Source organism: Micromonospora fluostatini (genome assembly GCF_050410825.1).
In the GTDB taxonomy this organism is placed as follows: Bacteria; Actinomycetota; Actinomycetes; order Mycobacteriales; family Micromonosporaceae; genus Micromonospora; species Micromonospora rosaria.
This window is the reverse complement of sequence record NZ_CP191251.1, coordinates 6,232,501-6,249,196: the sequence shown is the minus strand read 5'-3', so window position 1 is coordinate 6,249,196 and position 16,696 is coordinate 6,232,501. Positions and strand designations below refer to the sequence as shown.

General features: G+C 71.3%; 16 protein-coding genes, 1 tRNA gene and 2 rRNA genes (1 of these 19 cut by a window edge). 8 read left to right on the top strand and 11 right to left on the bottom strand.

Annotated elements, in window-relative coordinates; translation table 11 throughout:
* Window positions 1-123 precede the first annotated feature (123 nt).
* Window positions 124-738: a hypothetical protein gene (locus ACQUFX_RS27815; RefSeq protein WP_428963174.1), complete on the top strand. Its 615-nt coding sequence runs from the start codon at window positions 124-126 to the stop codon at window positions 736-738.
* Complete coding sequence (locus ACQUFX_RS27810; RefSeq protein WP_428963173.1) at window positions 735-1,283, top strand: hypothetical protein; 549 nt, start codon at window positions 735-737, stop codon at window positions 1,281-1,283. Before ACQUFX_RS27815 ends, ACQUFX_RS27810 begins: the two co-directional genes overlap by 4 nt.
* Window positions 1,284-1,289: 6 nt before the next feature.
* On the opposite strand, the gene ACQUFX_RS27805 is transcribed toward ACQUFX_RS27810, so the two are convergent.
* Complete coding sequence (locus ACQUFX_RS27805) at window positions 1,290-2,525, bottom strand: cytochrome P450 (RefSeq protein WP_428963172.1); 1,236 nt, start codon at window positions 2,523-2,525, stop codon at window positions 1,290-1,292.
* 216 nt (window positions 2,526-2,741) lie between these two features.
* Here ACQUFX_RS27805 and ACQUFX_RS27800 point away from each other — a divergent pair, with 216 nt between their 5' ends.
* Window positions 2,742-3,041 carry a hypothetical protein gene (locus tag ACQUFX_RS27800; protein WP_428963171.1) on the top strand — a complete coding sequence of 100 codons (300 nt, stop codon included), beginning with the start codon at window positions 2,742-2,744 and terminating at the stop codon, window positions 3,039-3,041.
* Window positions 3,042-3,237: 196 nt separating this feature from the next.
* Here the strand turns inward: ACQUFX_RS27800 and ACQUFX_RS27795 are convergent, their stop codons facing one another.
* Window positions 3,238-3,714 carry an FG-GAP repeat protein gene (locus ACQUFX_RS27795; RefSeq protein ID WP_428963170.1) on the bottom strand — a complete coding sequence of 159 codons (477 nt, stop codon included), beginning with the start codon at window positions 3,712-3,714 and terminating at the stop codon, window positions 3,238-3,240.
* Window positions 3,715-3,815: 101 nt separating this feature from the next.
* A tRNA-Ser gene (locus ACQUFX_RS27790) sits at window positions 3,816-3,902 on the bottom strand.
* A 75-nt stretch (window positions 3,903-3,977) separates the two neighbouring features.
* Between ACQUFX_RS27790 and deoD the strand changes: the two genes are divergently transcribed.
* A complete protein-coding gene (deoD, locus tag ACQUFX_RS27785) occupies window positions 3,978-4,685 on the top strand; it encodes a purine-nucleoside phosphorylase (protein WP_428963169.1) in 708 nt (235 codons plus the stop codon).
* Between the two features lie 135 nt (window positions 4,686-4,820).
* Here deoD and ACQUFX_RS27780 read toward each other — a convergent pair whose 3' ends face one another.
* The 4 genes from ACQUFX_RS27780 to ACQUFX_RS27765 all read right to left on the bottom strand — a co-directional run bounded on the left by ACQUFX_RS27780 (window position 4,821) and on the right by ACQUFX_RS27765 (window position 6,884).
* Window positions 4,821-5,423 (bottom strand): nucleoside deaminase, encoded by a 603-nt coding sequence (locus tag ACQUFX_RS27780; RefSeq protein WP_428967102.1) that lies wholly within the window; start codon window positions 5,421-5,423, stop codon window positions 4,821-4,823.
* Between the two features lie 169 nt (window positions 5,424-5,592).
* Complete coding sequence (locus tag ACQUFX_RS27775; protein WP_428963168.1) at window positions 5,593-6,120, bottom strand: tRNA adenosine deaminase-associated protein; 528 nt, start codon at window positions 6,118-6,120, stop codon at window positions 5,593-5,595.
* A gap of 126 nt (window positions 6,121-6,246) precedes the next feature.
* Complete coding sequence (locus ACQUFX_RS27770; protein ID WP_169807172.1) at window positions 6,247-6,414, bottom strand: hypothetical protein; 168 nt, start codon at window positions 6,412-6,414, stop codon at window positions 6,247-6,249.
* Window positions 6,415-6,497: 83 nt separating this feature from the next.
* The gene (locus ACQUFX_RS27765) at window positions 6,498-6,884 is read right to left on the bottom strand and encodes a hypothetical protein (RefSeq protein ID WP_428963167.1); all 387 of its coding nucleotides are present in this window, start codon (window positions 6,882-6,884) and stop codon (window positions 6,498-6,500) included.
* A 112-nt stretch (window positions 6,885-6,996) separates the two neighbouring features.
* Between ACQUFX_RS27765 and ACQUFX_RS27760 the strand changes: the two genes are divergently transcribed.
* Complete coding sequence (locus ACQUFX_RS27760; protein WP_428963166.1) at window positions 6,997-7,743, top strand: M23 family metallopeptidase; 747 nt, start codon at window positions 6,997-6,999, stop codon at window positions 7,741-7,743.
* Between the two features lie 21 nt (window positions 7,744-7,764).
* Entirely contained in the window at window positions 7,765-8,832 is a 1,068-nt protein-coding gene (locus tag ACQUFX_RS27755) for a PHP domain-containing protein (RefSeq protein WP_428963165.1), read from the top strand.
* Here the strand turns inward: ACQUFX_RS27755 and ACQUFX_RS27750 are convergent.
* Window positions 8,783-9,778: a DMT family transporter gene (locus ACQUFX_RS27750; protein WP_428963164.1), complete on the bottom strand. Its 996-nt coding sequence runs from the start codon at window positions 9,776-9,778 to the stop codon at window positions 8,783-8,785. The genes ACQUFX_RS27755 and ACQUFX_RS27750 overlap by 50 nt on opposite strands.
* A 145-nt stretch (window positions 9,779-9,923) precedes the next feature.
* Between ACQUFX_RS27750 and ACQUFX_RS27745 the strand changes: the two genes are divergently transcribed.
* Window positions 9,924-11,594, top strand: coding sequence for a DUF885 domain-containing protein (locus ACQUFX_RS27745; protein ID WP_428963163.1), 1,671 nt, complete (start codon window positions 9,924-9,926; stop codon window positions 11,592-11,594).
* A 259-nt stretch (window positions 11,595-11,853) separates the two neighbouring features.
* Window positions 11,854-13,698 (top strand): VanW family protein, encoded by a 1,845-nt coding sequence (locus ACQUFX_RS27740; protein WP_428963162.1) that lies wholly within the window; start codon window positions 11,854-11,856, stop codon window positions 13,696-13,698.
* An 85-nt stretch (window positions 13,699-13,783) separates the two neighbouring features.
* Here the strand turns inward: ACQUFX_RS27740 and ACQUFX_RS27735 are convergent, their stop codons facing one another.
* The 3 genes from ACQUFX_RS27735 to ACQUFX_RS27725 form a co-directional block, all read right to left on the bottom strand.
* Entirely contained in the window at window positions 13,784-14,410 is a 627-nt protein-coding gene (locus ACQUFX_RS27735; protein WP_428963161.1) for an NADPH-dependent F420 reductase, read from the bottom strand.
* 231 nt (window positions 14,411-14,641) lie between these two features.
* Window positions 14,642-14,758 (bottom strand): 5S ribosomal RNA (gene rrf, locus ACQUFX_RS27730).
* A gap of 82 nt (window positions 14,759-14,840) precedes the next feature.
* Window positions 14,841-16,696, bottom strand: a 23S ribosomal RNA gene (locus tag ACQUFX_RS27725) (it continues 1,256 nt past the right edge of the window).

Here is a 16,696-nt window from a genome sequence, read left to right as displayed (position 1 = left end):
ACCGGCCGCCCGTGCGTGCGTTCCTTCGGTACGGTCCGGGCGTGCGCGGGCCGTTGTCGTCCGGACGCGCACGACCGTCGTACACATGTTCTATCCACAGCTTGTGGATGGCGAGGGAGTGGGATGAGTTACCAGCTCAGCGCGGTCGTCGCCGATGTCGAGCTGCTGCGGGAGCAGACCGGCGACCTGGATCACGCGGTCCTCGCCGCGCTGCGCCAGGACTTCGCGCTGCTGCCGGTGACCCCGCAACTCGTGGAGGAGCTGACCGGCACCCCACCGGACTTCGCGGCCGGCGACCCGAGCCCGGAGCAGCCGTTCGGGGTGGTGCTCCCGGCGTCGTTCACCGGGACGTTGGCGGGGTGGTCCCGCCTGGGGCCGGTGGCGTACCTGGAGGCGGAGTTCCTCGGCGGCCTGGGGCGGCAGGCGTCGGTGGTGTGGCTCGGCGGCGCGGTCGGGTTCGGGCCGGTGTTCGACGCCGCGCTGGACGGCCCCCGCGAGCAGTGGCCGATCAACGCGGCGCTGCACCGGCTGGGCGTGGAACGGGGCCGGTGGATCGACCCGTTCGCCGAGGTGGGGCTGCACCTGGAGCGGAACACGGCCGGCTGGCTGGCGCACGGGCGGCGCGGACTGAGCGCCGACTACTGGGACGAGCTGGCCGAAGAGTGGGAAGAGCAGGAATCCGGCACCGACCAGCAACCTGGGCGCCCCCGCCACGTTGGGGACTGGGGGCTTCCATGAAATTGCGACAATTCGTCTTTATCGCCACGCTACTCACGGCCGCCGCGATCGCCGGCAGCGGGCCACGGTCGGCCGGCCCGGCTCCGGTCGACAGCGGACCGGCCAACGCCGAACCGGTCAGCCACACGGAGGTGGTCGACCTCAACGGGCTGCCGGACGTCGAGATCGGCGCCACCGAGGAGGAACTGGCCGCGCGCGGCATCCTCCGTGCCGACGTCGACGCCTGCGGGCCGCTGCTGGCCGGGCACGAGACGGTCAGCCCGGTCTTCGTCGACGACCGGCTCGTCCTGCTCTGGGCCGGCGAGCCGATGAGCACCCCGGAAGGGGTCTCCGCCGGTTCGCCGGTGGCCGAGGTCCGGGCCCGCTACCCGGCGTTGAGCCGTCTCGACGCACCACAGGGGACGTACCGGTTCGACGGCCTGCTCGCCCGCCGGGGCGACCGGGCGTACCTCTTCCTGCACGACGGCGAGGTGGTCCGCAAGGTGATCACCGGGTACGCGGACTGGGCCCGACGCTTCTTCCACGAGGGCCACGGCCCCTGCTGAGTCCGTTCACCACTGCACCGGGATCTCCTCCGGGCCGAGGACCACATGACCCGCCTTCCACCGGATCTGCTCCGGCGGCACGGCGAGGCGCAACCCGGGCAGCTCCCGCAGCAGCAGCCGCAGCGCCACCCGTACCTCCAGGGCGCCCAGGTGCGCCCCGATGCAGCGGTGCGGGCCGTGCCCGAAGGAGAGGTGCGGGTTCGGGTCCCGCGTGAAGTCGACCCGCTCCGGGTCCGGGAAGACCCGGGGATCCCGGTTCGCCGCGTCGTGCGACGGCACCACCACCTCCCCGGCCCGCAGCAGGAACCCGCTGGGCAGCTCGACGTCGGCCGTCACCCGCCGGGGCAGCTCGTCGGCGTTGCTGGTCGAGTACAGCCGCTCCAGCTCGGCCACGGCGGAGTCCAGCCGCTCCGGATGCTCCCGCAGGTACGCCCACCCCGTCGGATGGTCACCGTACGGTCGGCTGCACAGGAGGTACGTGAACGTGCCGATCGAGCCGGCCGTCGTCTCCCAGCCACCCACCACCAGCGCGATCGGCAGCTTCACCTGCACGTCGACCGGCTGGTCGCCGGCCTCGACGGCGATCCGGGTCATCAGGTCGTCGGCCGGGCAGCCCCGCCGCCGCTCCACCTGCTCCCACAGGTACCCGGCCATCTCCGCCGACGAACGGGCCACCTGCTCCGGCGGCACCCCGCCGTCGGCGAGGAAGTCGTCGCCCCACCGGCGGAACCGCAGCCGATCCTCCGGCGGCAGCCCCAGCAGGTCACAGATGACGTGCAGGGTGAACGGGAGCGCGAAGTCGGCGATCAGGTCACCCCGCCGGCCCCGCCCGGTCAGCACGGCCAGTTGCGCCCGCGCCTCGGCCGCCACCCGGTCGCGCAGCCCGGCCACCGCCGCCGGGGTGAAGGCGTCCTTCACGCTGCCGCGTACCCGCGCGTGCTGCGGCCCGTCCATCCCGAGCATCGTCCCGGAGACGTCCACCGGGTCGACGTCGGCAGCGGCGGTCCGGGAGAAGACGTCCTGCCGGCGCAGCACCTCCCGTACGTCCGCGTACCGGCAGACCAGCCACGCCGGGGTGGGCTCGCCGGCCACCTCGCGCACGATCGGCACCACCCCGGGGCCGTCGGCGGCGAACTCGGCGTACCACCGGTGCTTGTCCGGCCCCGGCGGTCGGTTGATCCCCTCCCCGTCCAGGTAGAAGGGGTGCCGGAGCCGGCCGTCGAGGTACGGGGTGGAAGTCATCGCGGGCGGGGGTCCTCTCTCGCGGCGCGGTCGATCCCAAGATTCCATCGACGGAAGGCACGATCAACCCGGGCCGTGGGCCGACGCCGCGGTGGGATCTGGGCCCGAAACCTCCTCCGCGAGGGCCACGGCCCGTGCTGAGCAGTCGTTTTGGTGTCCGGGGCGGGGCTGGACAAGAATCGGGAACCGTCATTGCCTCATATCGAGAGGACACCGGTGAAGCGCCGACTCCTGCACGCACTGACGACCATGGTCGTCGTCCTGGCCGGCACCATGGCGGTCCCCGCCCCGGCCTCGGCGAGCGACGCCTGGGGCATCGTCTGCAACCTGAGGGAGAACACCTGGCTGCGGGCCGCCCCGCAGAGCGGTTTCGTCCTGCGTACCCTCACCGCCGGGCGCGGGTTCCGCTGGCACGGCCAGGTCTGGGGGCTCGACGACGACATCTGGCTGTACGGCCACGGCGCCGAGTACCCGTCGCAGGACGGCTGGGTCCCGGGCCGCAACACCACCTGCTGACCCGGCACACCGTCGGAGGTTGACCGCGCGGGCACCCCGACGGACGTCAGCACAGCGGAACGCCCGGTCGGTCCTGACGGACCGACCGGGCGTTCTCGCACCTCACGAGCGGTGCCGGACCGACGCCCCGCAGCGCCGCTGCACAGCCGGACACCAGGGCGGCCGGCCGGCTTCTCGGAAGGCGCCGGCCGCCGCTCTAAGATCCGGCGACCCTGCTCCCGTAACCGTGCAGGGTGAACCAGTCCGTGTTCAGGGAGCGACCGCTCCACGAGGTGGTCTGCGGCACCAGGCCACTTTTCGACCCGTGGAAACGGACCATCATTCCGGAACCCCGCCCGACCTTGTCGCCGGTGACCTCCTCGTGGCTGGCCGCGACCACCGCGTCCAGGCCACCGGCGCCGTTCAGGTTCAGCAGGGCGAGCGAGGCGCCGAAGGTGTCGTCCTTCTCCGGGGAACCGGGCACCACCGCGTGCCCCTGGTCGAAGGCCTGGGCCCCGGCGCCGGTCAGCCCGCCCGAGGAACCCTTGAGCAGCGTCACCAGGCCGGCCCCGGCCGTCTTGCCGATCGCCTCCCCCGGGGCCCCGACCAACACGTCCGCCCGGCCGTCCCCGGTCACGTCACCGACCGCGAGGGTCCCCCCGAAGAGGTCCCCGCTCTCCGGGTCGCCCGGCACCCCGGAGAAGGTCAGTTACCGCCTCGGGCGGCCCTGTGACAGAGACAGCGAACGCCCGGTCGGTCCTGACGGATCGACCGGGCGTTTTCGCACCTCACGAGCGGTGGCGGCGGGATTTGAACCCGCGGAGGGCGTGAACCCTCACACGCTTTCGAGGCGTGCTCCTTAGGCCACTCGGACACACCACCGCCGAGAAGGGTACAGCAGCCCGGTCCCGGACGCCGAACCGGTATCCCCGCGCCCGGCCTGGCAGGATCTTCGCCATGAGTACGCACATCGGCGCGAAGCCGGGAGAGATCGCCGAGCGGGTCCTGATGCCGGGTGACCCCCTGCGGGCCAAGTGGATCGCGGAGACCTACCTGGAGGACGCGACCTGCTACTCGACGGTCCGCGGGATGCTGGGCTTCACCGGCCGCTGGAACGGCGTGGCCGTCTCGGTCCAGGGGTCCGGCATGGGCATGCCGTCGGCCAGCATCTACGCCCACGAGCTGATCAACGAGTACGGCGTGAAGACGCTGATCCGGGTCGGCTCCTGCGGCGCCCTCACCGAGGACCTGCAACTGCGGGACGTGGTGGCGGCGATCGGCTCCGCCACCGACTCGAACATGAACCGGATGCGTTTCGACGGGCTGATCGACTACGCCCCGGTGGCCGACTTCGGGCTGCTGCGCACCTCGGTCGAGGTGGCCGAGCGGCGCGGCATCACCATGCGGGTCGGGCCGATCCTGGCCGCCGACGCCTTCTACACCGACCGGCCGGACCTGTACGACACCCTCGCCGACTACGGCGTGCTGGCGGTGGAGATGGAGTCGGCGGCGCTGTACACGATCGCGGCCCGGTTCAAGGCGCGGGCGCTGACCGTGCTGACCGTCAGCGACCACATCAAGACCGGCGCGAAGACCACCGCCCAGGAGCGGGAGCAGACCTTCAGCCAGATGGTGGAGATCGCGCTCGACACCATCGTCGCCTGAGCCTGTCACCGCCGCCGAGGTGATGTCCCCTGACGACCGGCATACCTGTCGGGTATGAAAATACCCAACAGGTATGCCGGTCACGCACATCGTCGTCGGAGACCGCGACACACCCGGACCAGTAGAAGCGACCGGTCAGCGGAAGAAGGCCCGCAGCACGGCCGCCGTCTCGCGCTCCAGCACCCCGCCGTAGACCTCGGGGCGGTGGTTCGACCGCCGGTCCCGGAGCACGTCCCAGAGCGAACCGGCCGCACCGGTCTTCGGCTCCCACGCGCCGAAAACCACGGTGGAGACCCGGGCCAGCACCAGCGCACCCGCGCACATGGTGCACGGCTCCAGGGTCACCACCAGCGTGCACCCGTCCAGCCGCCACCGGCCCAGCCGCCCGGCCGCCCGCCGCAGCGCGAGCACCTCGGCGTGCGCGGTCGGGTCACCGGTCAGTTCCCGCTCGTTGCGCCCGATCGCCACCTCGGACCCGTCCGGGCCGTACAGCACCGCACCGACTGGGACGTCCCCGGCCGGCTCGCCGCCGTCGGCGAGGAACGGGTCGGAAGCGAGCGGGTCGGCGGAGAGCGGGGCGGGGCGGAGCGGGCCAGGGGGCGGGTGGTCCGGCGGGACGTCCGGGCCGGTGACCGCCACCTCCAGGGCCCGCCGCATCCACACCTCGTGCCGCTGCCGCCGGCCGGTCGTGGTCGCCTCGGCCAGGCTCTCGTGCGCGCCCGGCCCGACCCGGCCCAGCTTGCCCGGGGTCGGCTGCCCGGCCCGGACGGTCTCCAGCGCCGGATCGGTGGCGTCGGCCGGCCCACCCACCGCCCCCGCCCACGGTCCAGCGCCCGGAGCCGGCCCGCTCGGAGCCGGCCCGCCCCCGGTCGGCCCGCCCGCAGCCGACCCGTCGGAGCCGGGTGGCTCAGACCTCACGCAGGTCCTCGACCTGGTCCGCGCAGCCGAGCACCAGGCACACCTCGGCGGTGACGTCCGCCGGCAGCATGCCCTCGTGGCCGCAGAGCGAGAGCAGGCGCTGCGCGGAGATGCCCAGGTCGGCGAGGAGATCCGCCTCCCCGACCGGGTCGGCCTCCGGGTCGATCGCCGGTTGCTCGGCGTCGTCGTCACCACCGGCCGCCGGCCGGGGCTCCTCGACGTCGTCCAGCCCGGTGACCGACGTCTTCAGGTCACCGACCAGCATCGCGCCCAGCCGGGACTCCTCGGCGTACGCCGAGTCCGAGCCGAAGATGCGCAGGTCCTCGCCCTCGTCCAGCCGCAGGATCACCAGGTACGCGTCGTCGGCCTCGACGAAGAGCAGGGACAGCCCGGCGTCCGGGTCGACGTCCCGGAGCCGCTCCGCGACCTCCTCGACGTCGGTGGCGCCCCGGAGGCTGATCTCGGCAGCGGTCCAGCCGCTGTCGTCGCGTACCACGGCCGCAGCGAAGTACGACACGGTCCCCCCAAACTGCCACGCCGACTCGTTACGGGTGCACGGTAACCGGTCAGCTCGGCGAGCGGCCGGTCAACGCCCCGAGTGGGTGGGCAAAGCCGAGAAAATGGGTGGAGCTGAGCGGAGCCGTCAGCCGGTGACCCGGCGACGGATGGCGATGAGTTGCCGGAGCTGCGCGGAACGGGCCCGCTGCGGTCGCTCCCGCTGGCGCACCGCACGGGCCCCCGCCAACTCGGCGAGGATCTGGAGGCGGCGACGACTGCGGTCCGGGTCGAGCCGCGGGGTGGTCCAGGCCATAGTGCCGAGGGTCGCCCAGCGCCGCCGGTACGTCAAGATGGGTTTCTTATCGAATTCGGTCGGTCACCCACGGCAGCGACACCTCACCACAACGGCCAGTCTCCGCTGCCCACCCAGCGCGTCGCCACCACCGTGGCGGCGATGCTCCATCCCCCGGACGTGACGATCGCGATGCCCGTGGCCACCCCCCTGTCACCGGATCTGACCAGCAGAAACGCGGCGAGCCAGGCGATCGTGCCGGCGAACAGCGTCCACCGGGCGTAGCCGGTGACGTCGGCGCCGAGCAGGGCGAAGAGCACCAGCCACGCGGCGGCCATCGCCGCACCGGCGGCGACCCCGCTGCCGGTGACCGGATGCGGTTCGCGGTAGGCGGGCCGCGAGGGCGGCGCCGACGGGAACAACCCCGACGGGGTACGCGGCAGCGGGCGCACGCCGGCCGCCGGGTCGGGGCGGAAGGCCGGGTGGGTCATCGCCGTCGCTCCTCTGCGGTCGGGCCGTCCGGGGGCTGGTGCTGCCAGCGGCGTCGTGCGCCGGGCGGGTCGTCGACCCCCTCCAAGCCTAGTCGTCTGCCAGGATGACCGGATGCGCCCGCGATCCGCCGCCCACCGCCGCCTCCGCTCGGCGTACCCGGTGCTGCTGCTCGCGGTGGCCACGGTCGCCGCCGGCTGCGCCACCAGCCGCGAACTGCCCGAGCCGCCGCGCTGGGAGAGCCCGGGCGCCCCGCTCACCGCCGACCAGGCCGCCCCGGCGGACCGGTCGGCGACGCCGACCGCGACCGGTACGCCCACCGTCGACCCGTCGCCGACCCGCTCCGGGCTGCGGCACGTCTTCCCGGTACGCGCCGACGACGTCGACTACCACCCGACCCACTCGGCGTACCCCGGCACCGACCTCTTCGCCGACTGCGGCGAGCCGTTCGTCGCGGTCACCGACGGGAGGATCCTGGAGGTCAGCCGGGTCGACCGGTACTCCAAGCGGGGCCCGCAGGGGCCGAACAACGGCGGGCTCTCGGTCTCCCTGCTCGGCGACGACGGGGTCCGCTACTACGGCTCCCACCTCAGGGTGATCGCCTCCGGCGTCGACGAGGGGGCCCGGGTCCGCGCCGGGCAGCAACTCGGCGAGGTGGGCCGCACCGGCAACGCCAACAACGTCTGCCACGTGCACTTCGGCATCTCCCCACCGTGCACCGGCAGCGACGACTGGTGGATCCGGCGGGGCGTCATCTGGCCGGCGAAGTACCTCGACTCGTGGCGTCGGGGCGGCAACCGGGAGCCGGCCGCCGAGGTGATCCGCTGGCAGCGCGAGCACGGCTGCCCCCGCGAACCGTGACCCGGGCGTAGATTCGTCCTCGTGAGCGACCGGGACCCCATCGCCGACCTGCGCCGCATCGCCTTCCTGCTGGAGCGGGCCAACGAGGCGACCTACCGGGTGCGCGCGTTCCGCTCGGCCGCCGCCACCCTCTCCGCGCTGCCCGCCGGGGAGGTGGCCGAGCGGGCCCGGGACGGGCGGCTCACCGAGCTGTCCGGGGTCGGCGACGTCACCGCCCGCTGCGTCGCCGAGTCGCTGGCCGGGGAGGAGCCGGTCTACCTGCGCCGGCTGGTGGCCACCGAGGGGTCGGACCTGGACGCCGAGGCGACCGCGTTGCGGACCGCGCTGCGCGGCGACTGCCACACCCACTCGGACTGGTCCGACGGGGGCTCGCCGATCGAGGAGATGGCGCTCGCGGCGGTCGAGCTGGGCCACGAGTACCTGGTCCTGACCGACCACTCGCCCCGGCTGAAGGTGGCCCGGGGGCTGACCGCCGCCCGGCTGCGCCGTCAACTCGACCACGTGGCGCAGCTCAACGCGGCGCTGCCCGAGGGGTTCCGGGTCCTCACCGGCATCGAGGTGGACATCCTCCCCGACGGCTCCCTCGACCAGGACGAGGAGCTGCTGGCCCGGCTCGACGTGGTGGTCGGCTCGGTGCACAGCGGCCTGAACGACGAACGGTCGAGGATGACCCGCCGGATGTTGACCGCGGTCGCCAACCCGCACCTGGACATCCTCGGCCACTGCACCGGCCGGATGGTGTCGTCCCGGCCGGCCGGGGTGACCGGCCCCGGCGACCGGGGGCACCGGGCCCGGACCCGCCAGGAGAGCGACTTCGACGCGGACGCGGTCTTCGCCGCCTGCGCCGAGCACGACAAGGCCGTCGAGATCAACTCCCGGCCGGAGCGGCAGGACCCGCCGAAGCGGCTGATCCGCCGGGCCCTGGAGGCGGGCTGCCGGTTCGCGATCAGCACCGACGCGCACGCCCCCGGTCAGCTCGACTGGCAGCGGTTCGGGTGCGAGCGGGCGGCCCGGTGCGGGGTGCCCGCCGACCGGGTGGTCAACTCGTGGCCGGCGGAGCTGCTGGTGCAGTGGGCGCGGGGACGCTGAGCACCTCGGTCGGCGGCTCCGGTCGCCGGGCCCGACGGCGGCCGAGCAGGCCCTGCGAGACCGCCACCCCGGCCAGCACGATCAGCGCGCCGACCGGCTGGTACCAGGCGAGGTGCTCGTCGAGGACGACGACCCCGACCACGACCGCGAAGATCGGGACCAGGTACGTGACCGTCGAGGCGAGACTCGCCCCGATCAGCCGGATGTTCCGCATGTTGATCACGAAGGCGAGCCCGGTGCCGATCGCGCCCAGCGCGAGCACACTGCCCAGCACCTCGATCGACAACTCGGTCGGCAGCGGCGGCGTCCCGCCCAGCGGTGCGGCCAGCGCCAGCAGGACCGTGCCGGTCACCAACTGCCCGGCGGAGAGCGCCACCCCGCTGTGCGTGCCGCCGGCGAGGAAGCGCTTCTGGTACGGGATGGCGAAGCCGTAGCAGGCCGCCGCCGCGAAGCAGAACAGTTGACCGACGAAGTGCACCCCGCCGACGCCCTGCCAGACGCCGAGGACCACCAGCACCCCGACGAAGCCCAGCCCCAGCCCGACCGCCCGGCGCGCGTCCAGCCGCTCGGTGCGGAACACCAGCACCGCCATCGGCAGCACCACCAGCGGCGTGGTGGCGTTCCAGATCCCCGCCAGCAGCGACTCGATCCGCTGCTCGCCGTACGCGAAGAAGGTGAACGGCAGCGCCACCTGGAAGGCCCCGACCACGGTGAGGTGCAGCCAGGTCCGGCCCTCCCGGGGCAGCCGGTCCCGGAGCACGGCCAGCACCACCAGCAGGGTCAGCGTGGCGGTGGCGACCCGGTACCCGGCGAGGTGCACCGGGTGCAGCTCCCGGATGCCGACCTTGATGAACAGGAAGCTGGAACCCCAGATGGCGGCGAGGGCGACGAAGCCGGGCAACCAGGCACGGAGCCCGGACCGGTCAGGAGCGGTCTGCGCGGTCACACCTGACACTCTCCACCCGGGGTACGACGTTGTCGCCACCTTTTCCCAAGGTCGGTGGGCCGGGCCACGACCCGGCCGGACGCCGCCCCGGAACACCCCGAACAGGGTCGGCGCGGCAGCGCCACGGTCACGTAGGGTTCGCCTCGTGGGACGAATCGATGACCTCGCCAACCAGTACGTGGTCGACTGGGCCGCCCTGAGCCCGACGGGTGCCACGTTCGCCGGTGTCGCCGGCCACGAGGACCAGCTCGACGACCTGACCCCGGCCGGTCTCGCCGCCCGTGCCGAGCTGGACCGGCGGACGCTGGCCGCGCTCGACGCCGCCGAGCCGGAGTCGGCGGCGGAGCACAACGCCCGGGAGGCGATGCGCGAGCGGCTCGGCCTGCAACTGGCCATGTACGACAGCGGCGAGACCGCCAGCGAGCTCAACGTGCTCTCCAGCGGGCTGCACGATCTCCGGGCGGTCTTCGACCTGATGCCCACCGAGGGCGTCGAGGCGCGGGCCCACATCGCGGCCCGGCTCAACCGGTACGCCGGGGCGCTGGAGGGCTTCAAGACCACGCTGCGCGAGGCCGCCGCCGCCGGCCACGTCACGCCCCGGGTGCAGGTGGTCGAGGTGGCCAAGCAGTGTGACGCCTGGGTCGACCCGGACGGTGACGACGTCTTCCACAGCCTGGTGGCCCGGCTCGACGCCGACGGCACGATCGGTGCCGAGCTGCGCCGGGGCGCGGCGGCGGCCACCGCGGCCACCGCCGAGTTCGCCCAGTTCCTGCGCACCGAACTGGCCCCGCTGGGGCGGGAGAAGCAGGCCGCCGGCCGGGAGCGGTACGAGCTGGCCTCGCGGTACTTCCTCGGTGCCCAGGTCGACCTCGACGAGACGTACGCCTGGGGGTTCGAGGAGCTGGCCCGGCTGGAGGCCGACATGCGGACGGTCTCCGCCCGGATCGCCGGCGCGGGCGCGACGATCGACGAGGCGGTCGCGGCGCTGGACGCCGACCCGGCCCGCACCATCCAGGGCAAGGAGGCGTTCCGGGACTGGATGCAGGCGTTGGCCGACCGGACCATCGACGACCTGCACGGCCTCCACTTCGACATCCCCGAGCAGGTCCGCCGGATCGAGTGCCGCCTCGCGCCCACCAGCGACGGCGCAATTTACTACACCGGGCCCAGCGAGGACTTCTCCCGCCCCGGGCGGATGTGGTGGGCGGTGCCGCAGGGGATCACGGAGTTCTCCACCTGGCGGGAGGTGACCACCGTCTTCCACGAGGGCGCGCCGGGCCACCACCTCCAGATCGGGCAGACCGCGGTCCGCGCCGACCGGCTCAACCGCTGGCAGCGGTTGCTCTGCTGGATCTCCGGGCACGGCGAGGGGTGGGCGCTCTACGCCGAGCGGCTGATGGACGAGCTGGGCTACCTGGAGGACCCGGGCGACAAGCTCGGGATGCTCGACGGGCAGGCCTTCCGGGCGGCCCGGGTGATCGTCGACATCGGCATGCACCTGGAGCTGACCATCCCCAAGGGCAACCCGTTCGACTTCCACCCGGGCGAGCGGTGGACGCCGGAGCTGGGCTGGGAGTTCATGCGGGCGCACTGCCGGGTGCCGGACGAGAACCTGCGCTTCGAGCTCAACCGGTACCTGGGCCGGCCGGGGCAGGCCCCCGCGTACAAGGTGGGCGAGCGGATCTGGCTCCAGGCCCGGGAGGACGCGAAAATCCGCAAGGGTCCGGACTTCGACCTGAAGGAGTTCCACCAGCAGGCGCTCGACCTGGGCGCGCTCGGGCTCGACCCGCTGCGGCAGGCCCTCGCCCGGCTCTGAGTGCCCGTCGCCCGGCCCCCTCCCGGGGTCGGGCGGCGGCCCGTGCGTTACGTTTCGATAACGACAGGCTGCCGGTTCGCTGGGCGGGCCTGCGCCGTCACCAGCGGGTACCGCCGCTGCGGTCGAACGGGTCGCCGACGCCTCCGACCGGCCCCGGTCGTACCACGGACGGGGCGGCGGCTGCCACGGCCACCGGCGGTTGGCTACCGTAGGTGTCTTCGCGGGGAAGTGCGTCCCCGTGTGGTACGTCCCGATCGAGGTGACCTTGACTCTGTACGGTGAACCACGACCACCCGCCGACGACCGGCCCACCGTGCAGGTCACCGCGGTGAGCTGGCCGGGCAGCGACGCGCCGCCCGCGCAGCCGGCCCAGCCGGCGCCCCCGGCCGCCGGCCCGGGGGCCGGTCCACCCCGCTCGCGGCGGCTCCGCCTGCTGATCGCCGGTGGGGTCACCGTCGGCCTGCTCGCCGTCGCCGCCGGAGTCGGCGCCTACACGTACGCCGGGGACGTGCCCCGGGGCACGATGGTCCTCGGCACCGAGGTCGGCGGGCGCAGCCGCACGGACGCGGCCGACCAGCTCCGGGCCGAGCTGGACCGGCGCTCCGGTGCCCTCTCCGCCCCGCTGACCGTCCGGGTCGGCGAGAACACCGCCGAGATCGACCCGGCCACGGTCGGGCTGGCGGTGGACGTCGACGCGACCGTGGCGGCGGCCTCCGAGGCGCAGGCGCCCCCGGTCAGCCGCCTGGTCGGCACCCGCTCGGTCGAGCCGGTGGTGACCGTGGACACCGAGCGGCTCGACGCCGCCCTGCGCAAGGTCCTGGGCAACCAGGGCCGCAAGATGACCATGCCGGCGATCGGCTGGAAGGGCACCACCCCGAAGGCCACCCATCCGAAGCCCAGCCTGACGCTGGACCCGCAGCGCTCCGCCGAGGCCGTCCGGGTCGGCTGGCTGGCCGGGGAGCCGATCACCGTGCCGCTGGTCGAGAAGCACCCGGCGACCACCGCCGAGGAGGTCGACCGGATGGTGGCCGAGCTGGCCCGCCCGGCGGTCGCCAAGGCGGTGACGCTGCGTACCGACAAGGGTTCGGTCAGCATCCCGCCGGCCGCCATCGCGAAGAGCCTGCGGTTCACCGCCGACAAGGCCGGCAAGCTCACCCCGAAGGTCGACGTCAAGCGGCTGCGCAGCGCCCTCGACGGCAAGCTGGACGCGATCGAGGTGGAGCCGCGCAACGCCCGGATGGCGGTGACCGCCGGCGAGCCCAGGGTCGTCGACGACGGCCGTCCCGGTCAGCGGCTGGACACCGGGGACCTCGGCAAGAACCTGCTCGCGGTGCTGCCGCAGGCCGACGACCGGACGGTCACCGCGGACCTCAAGCCGGTGCAGCCAAAGGTGACCGCCGAGAAGATCGGCGAGTTGGGCATCAAGGAGCGGGTGTCGCGGTTCACCACCCACTTCACCGGTGGTCTCTCCTCGCCGCGCAGCAAGAACATCGTGCAGATCGCCAAGGACGTGGACGGCACCGTCGTCCTGCCCGGGGAGACCTTCTCGCTCAACGGCCACACCGGGGAGCGCGGCTACGCCCAGGGGTACCACGACGCGCCGGTCATCATGAACGGCAAGCTCGTCCCCGGCGTCGGCGGCGGCACCTCGCAGTTCACCACCACGCTCTTCAACGCCACGTACTACGCCGGCCTGGAGGACGTGGAGCACAAGCCGCACTCGTACTGGTTCAGCCGGTACCCGGCGGTGATCGAGTCGACCATCTTCTGGCCGCACCTGGACTTCAAGTTCCGCAACAACACCGAGTACGGCGTGCTGATCGACACCTCGTACACGTCGAGTTCGATCACGGTGTCGATCTGGAGCACGAAGATCTACGACAGCGTCAGGACCGAGTACGGCCCCCGGCGGGACATCACCAAGCCGAAGGTCGTCTACCTCGAACCCGGCCCGTCCTGCATCCCGGCCAACGGCATCGACGGCTTCGCCCAGGACGCCTTCCGGATCATCAAGAAGGACGGCAAGGTCGTCAAGCGGGAGAAGTTCAGCTGGCGCTACGACGCCGAGCCGCGCTTCATCTGCGGGCGGGCGCCGTCCTCCTGACCGGTACCCGAACGACGTGAGGCCCCGCCAGCAGCCGCCGGCGGGGCCTCACCACATCCGGGTGGCCCCGGCGTCGCTGCGGGCCTCAGGGACGGGCCTCGGCCAGCCCCCGGCGCACCCCGGCGGCGTCCCGGTCGGTGCCGTAGACCGGGGTGTCGGGCTGCTGCCGCCAGCTCCCGTCGAGGCTGCCCGCGTCGACGGGGTCGAACCCGAGGGCGTCGACCAGATCCATCACCAGGCGCTTGGCCTCGGCGTCGTCACCGGCCACCGGCAGCGCGATCCGGTCCCCGGAGCCGGCCGGCCGGCCCTGCTCCAGCAGGTGCCGGGCCTGGATGTTGTTGAACGCCTTGACCACCCGGGCGCCCTTGAGGTGGTCGGCCGTCCAGCGACTGGAGCTGAGGCTCCGGTCGAGCAGTTCGGCGATGTCCCCGTCGCGCTGGGGGTAGTAGTTGTTGGCGTCGACGACCACCGTGCCGTCGAAGATCGAGGCGGGCAACGCCGGGACGGCCAGCAGCGGGATGGCCACCACGACCAGGTCCGCCCCGTCGACGGCCTGTTCCACCGTGCCCGCGCTGGCCCCGGTCTCCTCGGCGAGCTGGGTGAGGCTCTCGGGGCCGCGCGAGTTCGCCACGGTCACCTCGTGCCCGAGGGCCCGCAGCCGGCGGGTGAGGGTGCCCCCGATGTGGCCCGACCCGATGATTCCGATCCTCATGGCGTCTCCTTGCTCCGCCCTGCCCATGGGCGGTCCGGTTCGATCCGTCCCTGCGCAGGTACCCCGTACCGGCAAGGTCGATCACCAAGGAGGCGGAAAGCACGCCCGGATTCCGGTCACCCCGTCCGGGACGGCCACGAATCGGCCAGCCGCAGCCCGGTCGGCCGGTTGTCGGGTCCGGGAAAAACGACGTGAGGGCCACCCCATAGGGGTGGCCCTCACGTGAAGAATGTCCGGCGGCGTCCTACTCTCCCACACCCTCCCGAGTGCAGTACCATCGGCGCTGGAAGGCTTAGCTTCCGGGTTCGGAATGTAACCGGGCGTTTCCCCTCCGCCATAACCGCCGTAACCCTATCGACATATCAAACAACACCCACACGGGTCTGCTGTTCGCTTGTCAAGAGTTGCACAGTGGACGCGTAGCAGCTTCGTAGTCAAGTCCTCGGCCTATTAGTACCGGTCAACTCAACCCGTTACCGAGCTTACATCTCCGGCCTATCAACCCAGTCGTCTCACTGGGGGCCTTACCCACACAAAGTGTGGTGGGATACCTCATCTTGAAGCGAGCTTCCCGCTTAGATGCTTTCAGCGGTTATCCCTTCCGAACGTAGCCAACCAGCCGTGCCCCTGGCGGGACAACTGGCACACCAGAGGTTCGTCCGTCCCGGTCCTCTCGTACTAGGGACAGCCCTTCTCAAGTATCCTACGCGCACGGCGGATAGAGACCGAACTGTCTCACGACGTTCTAAACCCAGCTCGCGTACCGCTTTAATGGGCGAACAGCCCAACCCTTGGGACCTGCTACAGCCCCAGGATGCGACGAGCCGACATCGAGGTGCCAAACCATCCCGTCGATATGGACTCTTGGGGAAGATCAGCCTGTTATCCCCGGGGTACCTTTTATCCGTTGAGCGACACCGCTTCCACACGCAAGTGCCGGATCACTAGTCCCGACTTTCGTCCCTGCTCGACCTGTCAGTCTCACAGTCAAGCTCCCTTGTGCACTTGCACTCAACACCTGATTGCCAACCAGGCTGAGGGAACCTTTGGGCGCCTCCGTTACCTTTTAGGAGGCAACCGCCCCAGTTAAACTACCCACCAGACACTGTCCCTGAACCGGATAACGGCCCGAAGTTAGATACCCGAATCAACCAGAGTGGTATTTCAAGATTGCCTCCACCCATACTGGCGTATGGACTTCACCGGCTCCCACCTATCCTACACAAGCTAACTCAAATACCAATGTCAAGCTATAGTAAAGGTCCCGGGGTCTTTTCGTCCTGCCGCGCGTAACGAGCATCTTTACTCGTACTGCAATTTCGCCGGGCCTGTGGTTGAGACAGTGGGGAAGTCGTTACGCCATTCGTGCAGGTCGGAACTTACCCGACAAGGAATTTCGCTACCTTAGGATGGTTATAGTTACCACCGCCGTTTACTGGCGCTTAAGTTCTCCGCTTCGCCCCGAAGAGCTAACAGGTCCCCTTAACGTTCCAGCACCGGGCAGGCGTCAGTCCATATACATCGAATTACTTCTTCGCATGGACCTGTGTTTTTAGTAAACAGTCGCTTCCCCCTGCTCTCTGCGGCCATACAACGCTCCACCCGCACGGGGCTTCACGTCTCCGGCCCCCCTTCTCCCTAAGTTACGGGGGCAATTTGCCGAGTTCCTTAACCACAGTTCACCCGATCGCCTTGGTATTCTCTACCTGACCACCTGTGTCGGTTTGGGGTACGGGCCGCTCGGAACTCGCTAGAGGCTTTTCTCGGCAGCATAGGATCACTGACTTCACCTGAATCGGCTCGGCATCACGTCTCAGCCTCAATGTGTTGCGGATTTGCCTACAACACGGCCTACACGCTTACCCCGGCACAACCACCGGCCGGGCTCAGCTACCTTCCTGCGTCACCCCATCGCTTGACTACTACCCGCCAGGTTCCCAGCCTCCCCACCATCAACCCGAAGGTCTCAAATGGTTTGGGTGGTTAGCACAACGAGGTTCATCACGGGCGCTCCTTCGCGGGTACGGGAATATCAACCCGTTGTCCATCGACTACGCCTCTCGGCCTCGCCTTAGGTCCCGACTCACCCAGGGCGGATTAACCTGGCCCTGGAACCCTTGGTCATCCGGCGGAAGGGTTTCTCACCCTTCTTTCGCTACTCATGCCTGCATTCTCACTCGTGCCGCGTCCACAACTCGATCACTCGGCTGCTTCACCCCCGGCACGACGCTCCCCTACCCATCCACACACCTGCACGGAAACCCGAAAGCCTCCGCGGGGTTAAAA